The 14,452-nt window shown below is 50.9% G+C and carries 10 protein-coding genes; all 10 read right to left on the reverse strand.

Annotated features, from left to right (window positions below; translation table 11 throughout):
• Positions 1-42 precede the first annotated feature (42 nt).
• Positions 43-750 carry a DNA alkylation repair protein gene (locus PGL01S_RS01520; RefSeq protein ID WP_127490806.1) on the reverse strand — a complete coding sequence of 236 codons (708 nt, stop codon included), beginning with the start codon at positions 748-750 and terminating at the stop codon, positions 43-45.
• Positions 751-869: 119 nt separating this feature from the next.
• Entirely contained in the window at positions 870-1,994 is a 1,125-nt protein-coding gene (locus PGL01S_RS01525; protein ID WP_127490807.1) for an NADH-dependent flavin oxidoreductase, read from the reverse strand.
• 207 nt (positions 1,995-2,201) lie between these two features.
• Entirely contained in the window at positions 2,202-3,773 is a 1,572-nt protein-coding gene (locus PGL01S_RS01530) for a glycoside hydrolase family 43 protein (protein WP_127490808.1), read from the reverse strand.
• A 74-nt stretch (positions 3,774-3,847) separates the two neighbouring features.
• Positions 3,848-4,855: an endo-1,4-beta-xylanase gene (locus PGL01S_RS01535; protein ID WP_127490809.1), complete on the reverse strand. Its 1,008-nt coding sequence runs from the start codon at positions 4,853-4,855 to the stop codon at positions 3,848-3,850.
• A 27-nt stretch (positions 4,856-4,882) separates the two neighbouring features.
• Positions 4,883-6,946, reverse strand: coding sequence for an alpha-glucuronidase family glycosyl hydrolase (locus tag PGL01S_RS01540; protein WP_127490810.1), 2,064 nt, complete (start codon positions 6,944-6,946; stop codon positions 4,883-4,885).
• A 94-nt stretch (positions 6,947-7,040) separates the two neighbouring features.
• Entirely contained in the window at positions 7,041-7,961 is a 921-nt protein-coding gene (locus PGL01S_RS01545) for a carbohydrate ABC transporter permease (protein WP_127490811.1), read from the reverse strand.
• A gap of 39 nt (positions 7,962-8,000) precedes the next feature.
• Positions 8,001-8,903: an ABC transporter permease gene (locus PGL01S_RS01550; RefSeq protein ID WP_236013399.1), complete on the reverse strand. Its 903-nt coding sequence runs from the start codon at positions 8,901-8,903 to the stop codon at positions 8,001-8,003.
• A gap of 158 nt (positions 8,904-9,061) precedes the next feature.
• On the reverse strand, positions 9,062-10,741 hold the full coding sequence (locus PGL01S_RS01555) for an ABC transporter substrate-binding protein (protein ID WP_127490813.1): 1,680 nt from the start codon (positions 10,739-10,741) through the stop codon (positions 9,062-9,064).
• 134 nt (positions 10,742-10,875) lie between these two features.
• Positions 10,876-12,609, reverse strand: a complete 1,734-nt coding sequence (locus PGL01S_RS01560; protein WP_127490814.1) for a sensor histidine kinase — start codon at positions 12,607-12,609, stop codon at positions 10,876-10,878.
• A gap of 15 nt (positions 12,610-12,624) precedes the next feature.
• Positions 12,625-14,193: a response regulator transcription factor gene (locus tag PGL01S_RS01565; RefSeq protein ID WP_127490815.1), complete on the reverse strand. Its 1,569-nt coding sequence runs from the start codon at positions 14,191-14,193 to the stop codon at positions 12,625-12,627.
• Between the last annotated feature and the right edge of the window lie 259 nt (positions 14,194-14,452).

A 14,452-nucleotide genomic window follows, 5' to 3' on the forward strand; every position in this document is an offset into this window, starting at 1 on the left:
ATGAAAGGCTGCTCCACCGTCTGGTGGGGCAGCCTTTATCATTTAACAAATACAAGTCTTTTTCTTGATGCCGAGCTTTCCTCTCGCTTCTACCTTGGCGATATAGTCGGAGGCGAGCGGAACCTTGCAGGCGGTATCGCCTACATCGACTTTTACGGCGCCAATCCCCTCCGCAACGGCTTTGGCCTCCTCCGTCAAGGGTGCGACGTAAGAAGCTACGCAAATAACAAACGTATTCATCGTATACCGTACTCGGTTCCGCTCCTCATGGACGCTCTTCCGCACCTGCTCCAAAAGCCTGCGGATTTCCGTCAAATCGAGCTCCTCATCCGGAGCGATCGTCACGTAATTCGCATAAGCGCTCCAACCCGCTACCGCAACCATCTCTTCCGGGGACTGTAACCATTCCAACGCAAGCTCCCGCGCAAAAGGACTCTCCGCTGTAACATTCGCTACCGTATATTCCGCAAGCGAATACCAATAAGCCTGCTTCACCCAATGCCGAAGCCTCTCTTTGGCGATCGTTTTCGGATTAACGGCCAGTCCCGCCAAATACATGGCATCATGATTGCCGGAGTCGTAAAGCTTGTACACCAGCTCCTGGTCTTTCTTCACCTCTTTGACCAGCTTCTTCATGTCGCCGATCTTTACGCCAAAAAACGGCTCCTTCGCACCATGCCGCACATAAGTGCTCTTGGTCTGCTCGCTTCCCATTCCCTCTAACGCCCGCAATACTTCATCAAAGGTCATTACTTGGCCTCCAATTATGCTCTTATGGATTCGAGTATACCTTTGCCGCCTATTTTATGCAAAACAAAAAGGACTGACAATCAGCGCATCTGGCGCCACATTGTCAGCCCTCATTTATATTAATCGGTAAATGACAGCCAGCCTTCTCTTGCCGTCAGCATGCGCCATAAACCGTCGGGAATTACAAGCTTCTTCTGCGAGCTTAAGCTTAAGCGGGACTGAATCTCATCTTCACGTCCTTCTTCAACCTTCTGTACCCAATCCGGATCCGTCAGAAGCACGCGGCCGATGGCAACAAGCGGAATACCCGTTTGCTGAGCTTCGATGGCGTCATCCGCCGAATGAATCGACCCTACGCCGATAACCGGTACGCGGCCGGCTACACGCTCCGCGATCCATTCCAGTCTTGTTTTGCTATCATCCGCGCCGCGCGCCGGCTTGGAACGGAAATCGAACAAGGAGACATGGAGGTAATCCAAATCCTTCTGCGCAAGCTCATCCAACAGGCGGAAGGTGTCCTCCATCGTAAGTCCCGGCGTCTCCGGTTCTTCCGGAGAGAATCGGTATCCGACCAAGAATGGCCCTTTAGCATGCTCAGCCGCAGCGCGTTTCACTTCATCAACAACGGCGAGCGGGAATGTAAGTCTCCGGTCGATATCTCCGCCCCATTGATCGTTTCTGCGGTTGGAATGCGGGGAATAGAACTGCTGCAGCAGATAAGTGTTCGCGCCGTGAATTTCGACTCCGTCGAAGCCGGCAAGCGCCGCGCGGCGGGTCGTCTCGCCAAAATCACGGATAATCGCTTCAATCTCTTCATGCTTCAGCTCGCGCGGAACAACATCCGGGCTTTCCGTCGCCGCAACGGCGCTTGCGCTAACCACATCGCCGTTCGGCACCAATGCCGGCGGCACACGACGGCCGCCATGGAAAATTTGAAGAATGGCTTTCGCGCCTTTGGCTTTAATCGTCTCTGCAAGACGAGTAAGCCCCGGAATCATAGCATCGCTGTCTCCGGCGAATTCCCCGGGAAATCCTTTGCCGTTTGGCGTGACATAAATACATGCGGTAATAACCATGCCTGCGCCTTCGGACCGGCGGGCGTAGTATTCCAGCTCCGCATCCGTTACCGTTCCATCGTCATTCGAGGATGAGTGCGTCATAGGCGCCATTACAATACGGTTCTTTACTTCCACGCCATTTGGGAAAGTAAAGGATTCAAATAAAGGTTTGTATTTCTGTTCCAAAAACTCCACTCCTATCGTATTCTCTTTTTTTCGCTCATTAACTGTAATAACTTTTGTTACTGTAATATTATTATATACAGTTACTGAAGTCAAGCAAATAATTGTAAATCTTTTACCCCCTATATTCTGCCCATAAAAAAAAGAAGCTGCCGCATAAACAAAAAATAGCGGTACAGAGCTTCCCGCTCTGCACCGCATAGTCTTCCTTTACTCATTAGCCGCACGCGGGCGATACTCGAAATAATCGTAATAAGCGGGAGCCGAAGGGCCTTCCTCCGTTCCCGCCGCATACATCCCGAGGCATACGCCCGTAAAAGCTCCGTCCGCATCCGGCGTCAAGGCTTCCGCCGGCAGGGCTCCCAAGCTGACCCACTCCGCGGACGCACCTCCCAAAGTATATAACAGCTCGTATTCCTTCCCGTCCGAACGGATCGACAGCCGGACGGGAACCTGCTCCTTAATTGGAGTAAAAGCTTCCGTCCCGCTTCCTTGCGCCAATGCCGTTACAAGAATGCCGGTCTGTCCGTCTTTCTTCGTTATTCCTACCGAATAATAGGACTTATCGCTCAGCCGGGCGGCAATCCCCGCTTGCTCGCCTTCTCTTCCCGGAGCAAAGCTCAGCCGGGTCTCGATGCTCATCCGGTGATGCTGCTGGCGGCGGCATACGAATACATGGGCTCCGCCGTCGCGAAGACCGTTGGCATTGCCGCGTAGTCTAAGGCAGCCTTCCCTCTCCGTTAACGACAGCTCCTCCTGTCCAGGGATCACTCGGTTATGCATCCATTCGAGGCCAAGCCCTTCGGAGGTAAACTTGGTGGTCACGGGATTGTCCAAGCAGGCCGCAAAGGCCTTACTCTCCCGGATGGCCGGACCTTCCATCACCATTGCCGCATGACCTTCGTTATTGTCGATCATCGGCCAGCCGTCTTCACTCCAGCGAACGGGCGCAAGGAACGTCTCCCGGCCAAGCACGCTGCCCTTCCCGCCTTGCGGCCGGACGCCAAGAAACAACGCCCACCACCGGCCATGCACGTCATCCAGCAGCTCGACATGGCCGGTGTATTGAATCGGATGATCCTTTAACCCGTTATGCGTCAGAATCGGATGCGGCAGCATTTCGAACGGTCCGTAAGGAGTGATGCCTCGGCCGATAATCTCCCGGTGCATCGGCCCCGTTCCGCCGGATGCGGTCATCATGTAATACAAGCCGTTTATTTTGTACAGATGCGGCCCTTCCACCCAAGGCCCTTCATCCCCCTCAAATACGACAAGCGGCTCCGATAATGCCTCGCCCGTCAGGATATCGATCTCGTATTGGATAATATGGGACGTCTCGCCAAAGCCGGCCTGCGCCGATACGTATACTTTGCCGTCATCGTCAAAAAACAGCGAAGGATCGATGTTGCCGTAAGGTATCCGAATCGGGTCGGACCATGGCCCTGCCGGATCCGTTGCGGTTACATAAAAATTGCCGATCCCGTACACATCCGTTGTAATCATGTAAAATACGCCATCATTATAACGGAGCGTAGGCGCGTAGATGCCCTCCGAGCTGTTGCGGCTCCGAAGATTCACCTGGCTTTCCCTGGTCAACACATGGCCAATCTGCTCCCAATGAACCAGATCCTTGCTGCGAAATACCGGAACACCCGGAAAATATTCAAAGGTGCTGGTCACCATGTAATAATCTTCGCCTGCCCGAACAGCGCTTGGATCCGGATAAAAGCCCGGCAGTACCGGGTTCCGGTACGTGATCTTGCCCGTTAATGCGTGTGCCATGAATCGTTTTGCCCCGCTTCCTTTAATTGAGATAAGGAACGGAGTCCCGCGAAGGACTCCGTTCAAGTTCACGCTTATTTCTGCCAATCGGTTATTTTTCCGAATGATGCTTTCGGCTCGTGCTTGGCATCAAACACAAACGGCCAATTTTTCCGTCCGCGAACCGGGAAGTTATCCAGCCAGGTGTAATCGTCGGCCGCGCCCCAGAACGTAACGGCGGTAATCGCCTCTTTGTACTCGCGGAACAGCTCGAATACCTGCCCGTATCGTTCCGCCTGCCGCTCCAGCAAGTCTGCCGTAGGCTCCGTCAGATCCGTCCGCTTATCGTCATGATCGAATACCGAAATGTCCAGCTCCGTGACCTGCAGCTTAAGCCCCGTTGCCGCGTAACGCTCGATGGCCTCGCGGATCTCGGCAAGGCTTGGACCGTTCAGATTCCAATGTCCCTGCAGGCCGATTCCGTGAATCGGCACTTGCTTAGCCTGCAGCGATTGAACGAGACGGATAATTTTATCCCGCTTCTCCGGGTTGCACTCGTTGTAGTCATTGTAGAAGAGAAGCGCTTTCGGGTCGGCGGCATGCGCATATTCGAAAGCTTTCGCGATAAAATCCTCTCCGGCCAAATTCAGCCATTTGGACTCCCGGAGCCAGACACCGCTTTTATCCTCAATCACTTCATTCACAACATCCCAGCAATAAACGATACCTTTATAGCGGCCAACAACGGTATCGATATGGCTTTTCATCCGGGCAAGCAGCGTTTCTCTATCGACTGGCGCCCCATTCGCGTTTTGGAATACCCAATCAGGGGTCTGATTGTGCCACACCAACGTATGCCCGCGCAGCTTCATGCCGTTTGCCGCCGCAAAGTCGGCGATCTTGTCCGCCGCTTCGAACGTATAAGCCTCTTCGGAAGGATGCACGCTCTCGAATTTCATATCATTCTCGGCGGTAACGCTGTTGTAGTGGGCAGTAAGAAGTTCCTTCTGGGATTCAATCGTCGTCAGATTAACCGCTGCCCCAATATCAAAATAATCCTTGTACACGGAACGAAGTGCCAGCATTTTTGAAATAGATGACATATTCTGCACCAACTCTTTCCTTCTAGATTAGTAAATCACCCGGTTACGGGCATCCGGAATGCCGGATTTGCGGAAGAAGTACGTATTAACGATATCTCGCCATTGCTTGGCATTCTCAAGCTGCCGGTTCATGCGGCCCGTTACATGGCGGAACCGGTCGCCGTCAACAAGTCCCTCGAGCTCCTGCCAGCGGCCAATCCAATATTCAACCCGCTCCACGCCGGCGAAATGCGTATCGTAAATATGCTGAATAACCGTCTTGCCCGATTTCAGCCGATGCGTGTAAGGCACATGATGGAAGAAGAGCAGCAGCTCATCCGGACAAGCTTCCAGGCTGTCGTAGATCTCGGCATTAGGCAACGTATATTGGCTGCTGTAGCCGGTACCCGTCGCCACGGTACGATCAACCCCAATTCCCTTATGGTCGGCAAAATGGTACGTTCCCCACTTGGAATATTCGTAGCCGTCAATATCCGGTCCGTAATGGTAATGAGGCGTAACCATCCAGCCTACGCCAAGCGGCGCCGTATAATTCTCGTAGATGGACCACGATTCCAAGAGGAAGTTTACAAGAACCTCTTGAACGTCCTTATTGCCGCCAAACGTTTGGACGGCCCACTCCGCCGCAATCTCCTCCGAAGACAGCTCCGGATTCCAGATCAGGCGGCCGTAGCCGTACAAATTCGCCTGCGCGAGATGATGCCCGGTCCAGTTCTCGTCATTGCCGATATTGCTAACGGCCGTAATGCCGCTATGCGTATAGGCATGAACGCTGCCTGCCGCAATCTCCTTCACCGTGCTGCCCGCGCCTTTGACGTAAGTATCAAAGTTCAAGACTTCCTTCCACTGCGGAATGAGGAAGCAGACATCCTTCTGCTGGCCCGTATATTCCTGGGCAATCTGGAATTCCATCATCTGGTTGGTATGCTCCATCGCGCCAAAAAGCGGCGAGACCGGCTCGCGGACCTGGAAGTCCATCGGACCGTTCTTGATCTGCAAAATCACATTGTCCTTGAAACGCCCGTCCAGCGGCTTAAAATGATCGTAAGCGGCGCGCGCGCGGTCGGTTGAACGGTCACGCCAGTCCTGGTGGCAGTTGTAGACGAAGCAGCGCCAGAGCACAAGTCCGCCGTACGGCTCCAATGCTTCGGCCAGCATGTTGGCCCCATCCGCATGGTCGCGTCCGTAGGTAAACGGACCGGGACGATTCTCGGAATCGGCTTTCACCAGGAAGCCGCCAAAGTCCGGAATATAACGGTACACCTCGGCCGCTTTCTCCTTCCACCAGCCTCGCACGGCCGGATCAAGAGGATCGGCTGTTTCCAGACCGCCAATCTCAATCGTTCCGGCATAGTTCACGCTCAGGAACAGCTTTATGCCGTATTCGCCAAATACCTCGGCAATACGGGCAACATCCGGCAGAAGCTTCTCCGTAATAAGGAATGTCTCCTCGCGGTGGACGTTGACGTTATTAATCGCGATGCCGTTAATTCCGACCGATGCCATCAGGCGGGCGTAATCGCGAATCCGTTCCGAATCGGACAGCACGTTGTTATTATCGTAAAAGATCGAACGGCCGGAGTAACCGCGCTCCACGCTGCCGTCCATGTTATCCCAATGGTTAATCATGCGAAGGCTGTATTTCGGCGACTCCACCAGATTCAACTGATCAATCGCGGCCCCTGACTGCATCAGACGCAGCAGATGGAATACCGCGTACAGCACTGCTTTCTCGGACTTGCCGGCCGCGATGATATATTCCTTCTCCGCTTCCCGTACGGTTTTTAAGAGGTAGCCCTCATTCGTTAAAGCGGTTACACCGCCTGCCGCATCGTCTACCCAAGTGCCGCCGCCGAGTACCCCGAGCACGATAAACCTCTGCCGGGAAGGTTCATGCGTAACCGAAGGCGCTGCGCCCAGCATGGAGCGGATTCCCCGCGACAATTCCACGGCGGCCGTCTTCAGGATCCCTTCCATCGGCACTCCCGCGGGCAGCACGAGCTCACCCATCCAGCCTGCGTATTGCTCCAAGCGCGTTTCATCCTTCACTTGCCCGTATCTTAGCCATGCCGCGTATCCGTTGTCTCCCATGCTTTAATCCCCCTAATAAGAATTGTCGTGCAAACAGCCAGAATTAGAAAAACGCGTCCGCCCGATGTTAAGTCGAGGGACGCGATTCAAGCGATTAACCTTTAACGCCGCCTACGGTCATCCCTTTAACAAAGTATTTCTGCAGGAACGGATATACCAGAATAATCGGCAGACTCGCAACAATCGTCATCGTCGCACGAATCGAGGTTGGCGTAACCGCTGTCACGCCGCTTTGTCCGGCTGCAAACTGATCGCCCGCATTGGTTGACGATGCCGCCGTATTGGAGGTTTGCAATATTTTCATCAACTCGTACTGCAGAGTGCTCAGGTTAAGATGCGAAGAGTTGTACAAAAATACGTCAAACCAGGAATTCCATTGATACACCGCTACGAAGAGCGATACGGTCGCAAGAGCAGGCACGGTCAGCGGCAGCACAATTCGCATAAAAGTAATGAATTCGCCCGCGCCGTCGATTTTTGCCGATTCCATAATGCCGTCCGGCAAGCCTTCGATAAAGGAACGGATTACGATCATATTAAAGACGCCGATGATGCCGGGGATAATATAAACCCAGAACGAGTTGATCATATGAAGCTCTTTGATCAGCAGGTACCCCGGAATGAGACCGCCGCTGAAATACATCGTGAAAATTGCGACCATCGTTACGAATTTGCGCAAAACAAACTCCTGGCGGCTGATCGTATAAGCCAGCATGGCCGTACAGAAGACGGAAGTTATCGTGCCAAGAATCGTACGCAAGGCGGAGATCAGCGTAGCGTGATAGATGGATGCTTCATTAAAGATGTAATTGTAGTTATCCCAGGTCCACGTGCGGGGCCAAGCATAAATACCGCCGCGGATCGAGTCATTCGCATCGTTGAAGGACAACGCGAACATATTAAGGAAAGGATATAGCGTAACCGTCACGACGAGCAACATAAAAACTATATTACTTATATCAAAAATCTTATCCGGTAAAGAGCTGTACCTGGCTTTGGCCGAACTCTCTTTCATGTCGATAGCCTCCTTGCTTCGTCCAACTTTCGGGTCAATCTAGAACAGTCTGCTCTCGCCAAGCCGCTTCGCAATCGAGTTGGCCGACAAGAGGAAGATAAAGCTAACGACCGTTTTGAACATGCCGGCTGCGGTAGCCAAGGAATAGTTGCCCATGTTCATGCCGTATTTCAACACAAATATATCAAGGTTCTCGGAATAGTCCACGGTCATGCCGTTGCCCAGCAAATATTGCGGCTCAAATCCCGATTCCAAAATATTTCCAAGATTCATGATCAACAGGATAACGATAACCGACTTCAAGCCCGGTAAAGTAATATGCAGAATCCGCTGGAATCGGTTCGCCCCGTCAATCTCGGCAGCTTCGTATTGGGAAGGATCAATGGTTGTAATGGCCGCCAAATAGATAATGGTGTTCCAGCCGACGTTTTTCCAAACTTCCGATGCGCCAAGGATGCCCCAGAAGTAATTCCCTTTACCCAGCCATAAGATAGGATGATCAATCAGATGCATTTTCGTTAACAAGATATTAACAATGCCTTCAGGCGCAAGCGCCGAAGAAATAATATTGGCCGCAACGACCCAGGAAATAAAATGCGGTAAGTAGCTGATCGTCTGTACGACCCGCTTAAACATAACTTGGCGAAGCTCGTTTAATAAAATCGCCAATACAATGGCGGTAACAAAACCTAATACGAGATTGATGGAGCTCATGACAATCGTATTTCTTAACACGCGATAGAAGGAGTCATCGCTGAACAGGAAGCGGAAATTTTTCCAGCCTACCCATTCCTGATCGAACAAATCCTTTGCCGGTCTGAACTTTTGAAAGGAGATGGTCCAGCCCCAGAGCGGTACGTACTTAAACAGGAACAGCCATAATACAAACGGCATCGACATAAATACGAGCACTTTTTGCTGCATTAACTTTTTGAAAAACAGTTGAAGCCGTGATTCGCTTGATTTTGGACTCCTGACAACAGACGGTGTAACTTCTTGTATGTTCTCCACTTGCTCTTCCCCTCTCTAGCATCCTGCATGAATCCAATAGATCGGAAGGCCGGAATCAGCTTTCCGGCCTTCCGTCTACTTTTATTTGCTTACCACTTGCCCGCGATACGGTCTTGAACCACTTTCGTCACGAAGGTTTCGTAGCCTTTCACGTCAAGCTTGCCCATTTGGCCCACATAGTCGTTCCAGATCGAGTCGAATTCGCTTGGCTTGGCAAGAACAAGCTTCGGAACGTATTTCTTTTGCAGGTCGCTGGCTTTTTGCTGGAAGATCTGCTCAGGCGTGCCTTGGCCTTTGTTGATACTCCATGCCGGGTACCAAGCACGCTCGTCAGGCTTCGAGAAATATTCGGAGAAGGTCTTCGCTCCGTAGGCGTCCAGCAGCGCTTTGTCGCCGTCCGTGTAACCCGCGTAAGCGACTTCAGGCTGGTTGCTTACGGCATACGAGTTGCCGTCCGCCAGCACGGAGTTGTTGCCGTAACGCGGCCAGCTGTATTCGAAGTACTGCCATCCGATGGAGCGTTTCTTCTCAGGGTCATTGCGATCAGCGATTTGCTGCGCGTCCATCACGTAACGGCCGTTAGCGTCCACGGTGTAGTTCTGATCTTTAACGCCCCATTGAACGAGAACTTGGTTCTCTTCCTTAAGCAGGTTGTCGAAGTACTTAATGATGCGGACCGGATCTTTTGCTTTTACCGAGATGCCGATACCGCGGTTGTTAACGAAGCTAGGCGGATCCACGTATTGGTCTTTCGTATTCTCGTCGAATACGATTGGCAGCGGAGCGTAACGCTTCTCGTCGATGCCGGCTTTCATCAGGTTGTTTGTCGCGTCGCCAACCTGCCATGCGTAGTTGAAGTAGCCAAGCACGCGGCCGGAAGTCAGCTTAGCCAGGAATTGGTCTTTGTTCGCCGTAAAGGTCTCCGGATCGAACAAGCCTTTCGCGTTTACTTCGTTCAGCTTTTGCAGCCATTTTTTCTCGATATCCGTAGCAGCGTAAGTTTTAGCCTCATGCGTGTTCATGTCGACGATAACGTCGCCGTCATTCGGGTAACCCGCAAGATGCATCGAAGGGTTGGTGATCGAGAAGAAGCTGTCGGCAGGGCCTGCAAGGGATGCAAAACCGATCGTGTCCTTGCCGTCTACTTGCGGATGCTTCTCTTGGTATTGCTTGATTAGATCAAAGTATTGGTCAAGCGTCTTGATCTTTGGATATCCCGCTTCCTTCAGAACGGAGCGTTGAATCCAGAATGCGCCTTGGCTGATCCCCGGATCGCCGATGTAACCTTGGTTCGCGCCAAACGGCAGGAAGTACATTTTGCCGTCTGCTTGTCTGAATTTATCGAAATAAGGACCGTATACGCGCTTGATGTTGGGACCGTATTTGTCGATCAGATCATCAAGAGGAATAAATGCGCCGGCGTCGAGCAGCTTGTCGATTTCGCCTTCCGGAACGATAACGTCCGGATAGTCGCCGCTTGCGATCATAACGCCGGATTTCGTTTGCGGGTCGCCAACGAGGAATTCCATTTTCCAATCTACACCGGTCTGGTTTTGCAGCTCTTTGCCGATAACGGTGTCGCTCGCAAGAGTGTCCTTCTGGCTGGTGAAGCTGTAGTACGAGAAAGTGACGGGCGTTTTGTCATCTGCTCCGGGAGAAGCGGAGTTGGAAGCTGCGTTGCCGTTATCGTTATTGCCGCCGCAAGCGGTTGCCGTAACAGCTAACATGGCAGCAGCCAGGCTGACAGTTAAAAGCTTTTTGTTAACCATTTCTGTTTAGACCCCTTTCGTCATTTCAACGTGTTTGTTGTAAGCACTTTCATCATAAAACGAATCCGAAAGCTTGATTACCCCTCAAACTTTAGTTCGTACTTTGAAAAGCATAGTTCAACTTTTTTTGTCGTTTATTGCCCATTCATGTCAAGAGGAAGACGCAGCTCAACGGTTGTTCCATGAGCTTCTTCGCTGACAATGTCGAATTCAAAGGAGTCTTTATAGCAGAGCTTCAGCCGGGTATAGACGTTTTTCATGCCGACATTGTCACCGATGGAATCATCCAGTCGCAGGTAACTAAGCAGCTCCGACAGCTTGGCTTCGGACATGCCAATCCCGTTATCGGACAGCCTGAATATCAGCTTGTTTCCGGCAATTCCGATATGAATCTGAATAAGGCCGATTCCCGGCGAGTTTTCAATGCCGTGTATGCTGGCGTTCTCGACAAACGGCAGGAAGGTCATCTTCGGAATCATCTGGTCGTATACGGTATCTTCGACGGTAATCTGGTATTGCAGTTTATCTCCAAACCTGTATTTTTGAATTTCAAGGAAGCATTCCGTCAGCTCAATCTCTTCCCGGATCGACACCCAGCTGCGTTTCCAGGAAATCGACTTTCGAAAAATCTTTGCCATATAGTGAATGGTCTTCGCAGTCTCGTTCTCCCCCTTCATCAGGCTTCGCATCCGAATCGTCTCGAGCGAATTAAACAGGAAGTGCGGATTGATCTGGCTGTGAAGGGCATGAAGCTGTGCCTGCCGCTGGCGGATCTCCAGATCCTTCTTCTGAATATCGGCCTGGTAGACATCGGTAATGAGGTTGTCGATCCGCTCGGTCATCCGGTTGAATTCTCCGGTCAATTGGCCGATCTCATCGCGCGCATCGTCAAGCGGGATCGTCTCGAAATGCTGATTTTTCACCTTTTTCATATGCTTTACAATCTTGACGAGACGTTTGTTTATGGATCTGGAGAGGGCCGCGATAATCAAAGAAGGCAGAACAAAGTTAATAAGCGCCAAATAGATGACAAAGGAACCGGATTTCCGCACGTCATGCAGAAAGCTCCCTTCGTTAATGACGCCATGCAGGGACCAGTCGTTCAAATAATTGTTGTTCGTATACACCTTGTCAAAGGAGAGAGAGTTTTTCGGCATCGGAAGCGCTTCGCTCTTCTGAGCCTTCGAGTGCCAGTCTACGCTGGAATCGTTGGAATAGAGGACGTCACCTTCCGGGTTCAAGAAGTAAATGCTGCCCTCAAAGCCGGATAACGCAAACAACTGCTTGACCGTTGCCATATTCAGATCAATCTTGATCAGATTGTTATAGCCGTTGCCTTTGACATAGTTCAGTCTCTGAACAAGGCTAAACGTGTCTCCATCCTGTATAAACAACGGATAAGATACATTCGTCTTTATAAAATCCCGGTACCAGTCGGCTTCCTTCTCCGTTTCGCTAAGGGGCATAATAGGTCCGGAGGACAACACGGTTGGATTATCGGTATAAATAACGGTAGCGCTGGTTGTTTTGTAAGCCTGCTCGGATTTGTTGAAGACGCTTCGGATATTGTTAAAGGCTTCAACGTATTCGATTTGAGAATCGTACTTTTTGTCCAGCAGCTGATACAGCATCGGATCGATATAATACAGATAGGAAATACCCGCGGCTTCATCGATGACAGCACGAAGCTCGCCCTGAAGCTTCTCCAGGGCGATGTCGGCGTCATGCGATTTTTGGTTTTTAATATTGTTGGTAGTCACGTTATAGAACACGATATTGGTCAATACGATCGGGATAAATACGCAAAAGACGTACATCAGCAAAAGCTTGTCCCGCAATTTAAGATGATTCCAATGAAATCTGCCCATCAAATCTCCACCCGTTTATTTTTTGCCCAGCAGCTTGTTGCGGTAGTCGGTCGGGGTCACTTTCTCCAGCTTCTCAAATTGGGTCACAAAATAATCGGCATTCTGAAAGCCCACTTTTTCCGCAATCTCGTACATCCGGAAATCGGTCTGGCGAAGCAGCTTTTTGGCTTCTCCGATCCGGATCTGCAGGAGAAAATCATTGAAATAGGTCCCATAGGTTTTGCGGAACAGCTGACCCAAATAAACGGAGTTCATATAAAATTTGCCCGCAATGCTCTTAAGGCTAATATTCTCGGTATAGTTCGCCTCGATGTATTTCTTGATGCGTTCAATCCCGCCCTTGGACTGCTCGTTCCGAAGCTCGGCCAAATAAGCGGCAGCCTCGCGGAGAAAATCCGTGAAGAGTCCCTTCAAGTCCTGCAGACGGCTATGGCTGCCCTGCCAGTCCATAATGAGCGGGAGCTTGTTAAGTCCCTTCTCGTCTCCTTCCATCTTCCGAATAATATTAATAATTCCGATCACAAACCGGGTAATCGTATTGGCAACCGCATTGGGAGCAAACCGCTTCTCGACGAATTGGCGGAATAACAGCTCGATATCCTGCTCATACAACTCCACGTTATTCTCCTCCAGTCTCTCGAGCAGTCTGCCGTACAGCTCCGAATCAACGTCGAAATAATACAGCGGGGTCCCCTGTACCTGATTCGCGTAAATAACGGAGCTGCCTTGCTCGGCGTATTTATAGGACATGGCTTCATTCGCCGAACGGTAGGAAGCGTACATTTCTTGCAGCCGTTCCACGGTCTTGCCGATATACAAGGTGGCCGGCCTGCCCGAAGTCTTCGTAACGGCTGCATGCAAGCTGTTATATGCGGAATCAAGACGTGTTTCCGGCGATAAAAACGACCTCTGGTCAATAAGCAGACCAAATAAACCGTTCGCCTGCTCATAGACCGGAATTTTGCTGCTTGGAGCAGCGCTCACCAATTGCGCGACGGCGGCCAGCTCCTTGGCCTGCCATTCGGTCCCATTGGATTGCGCGCTGGCATGAAGCTCAACCAGCACATAATCGAAGCTTGAGAACTCCGGCATTTGCAGCGCCGCGCATAAAGCCGCGTTATCGGCCTCCGAGAACTGGCCTTGAACCAGCGTTTCCACAATAGAGTCCGTGACCAGACTGTCGCTTGCGATCGTGGCCAGCTTTTTTAATCCCAACGTTCCGGAAAGCGCCTTCAACGTTGTCTCCAGTTCTTCCTCATCGATAGGCTTTAATATATAGTCATGAACTCCATAACGGAGAGCGCGCTGCGCATATTGGAAATCGTGATACCCGCTGACGATAATAAAGGTTGGGCTATATGCGCCTTCCTCGGTAACCTTTTGAATCAGCCCCAGTCCGTCCAGCACCGGCATCCGGATATCCGCGATAACAAGATCAGGCTTAAACTGCTGTATTTTCTCTAAAGCTTCCTGTCCGTTACCCGCTTCGTCGCAGATCTCATAGCCAAGCGATTCCCAGTCTATTAAATTTTTTAATCCTTTGCGCACAAAAATCTCATCATCCACCAATAACACTTTGTACATAGGCAAGGCCCCCTGACAGCTGAATCTTTAAACCGATACTTAATGACATTAATAATTATAAAAGCAATCCAATGATAAAACATCCTGCTCTGATTACCTGTTTTTCTCCTATTATTAGGACTTTTGAACAGTTAACTTTTTTTCTGTAAGCGATTTCAAATTATGGTTTATTACGTCCCGTCAAGCTTATAAAGAAAATTATAAAGCGGTTGTACGGTGTCCAATACCAAGAAACTATAGAACTTTCTTTGCGAATTAA

Source organism: Paenibacillus glycanilyticus NBRC 16618 (assembly GCF_004000805.1).
In the GTDB taxonomy this organism is placed as follows: Bacteria; Bacillota; Bacilli; order Paenibacillales; family Paenibacillaceae; genus Pristimantibacillus; species Pristimantibacillus glycanilyticus.

Excerpts from the sequence above, each read along its gene's own strand:
- PGL01S_RS01520 (WP_127490806.1), bottom strand. The coding sequence starts at position 750 with ATGACCTTTGATGAAGTATTGCGGGCGTTAGAGGGAATGGGAAGCGAG.
- PGL01S_RS01530 (WP_127490808.1), bottom strand. The coding sequence starts at position 3,773 with ATGGCACACGCATTAACGGGCAAGATCACGTACCGGAACCCGGTACTG.
- PGL01S_RS01535 (WP_127490809.1), bottom strand. The coding sequence starts at position 4,855 with ATGTCATCTATTTCAAAAATGCTGGCACTTCGTTCCGTGTACAAGGAT.
- PGL01S_RS01540 (WP_127490810.1), bottom strand. The coding sequence starts at position 6,946 with ATGGGAGACAACGGATACGCGGCATGGCTAAGATACGGGCAAGTGAAG.
- PGL01S_RS01545 (WP_127490811.1), bottom strand. The coding sequence starts at position 7,961 with ATGAAAGAGAGTTCGGCCAAAGCCAGGTACAGCTCTTTACCGGATAAG.
- PGL01S_RS01555 (WP_127490813.1), bottom strand. The coding sequence starts at position 10,741 with ATGGTTAACAAAAAGCTTTTAACTGTCAGCCTGGCTGCTGCCATGTTA.
- PGL01S_RS01560 (WP_127490814.1), bottom strand. The coding sequence starts at position 12,609 with ATGGGCAGATTTCATTGGAATCATCTTAAATTGCGGGACAAGCTTTTG.
- PGL01S_RS01565 (WP_127490815.1), bottom strand. The coding sequence starts at position 14,193 with ATGTACAAAGTGTTATTGGTGGATGATGAGATTTTTGTGCGCAAAGGA.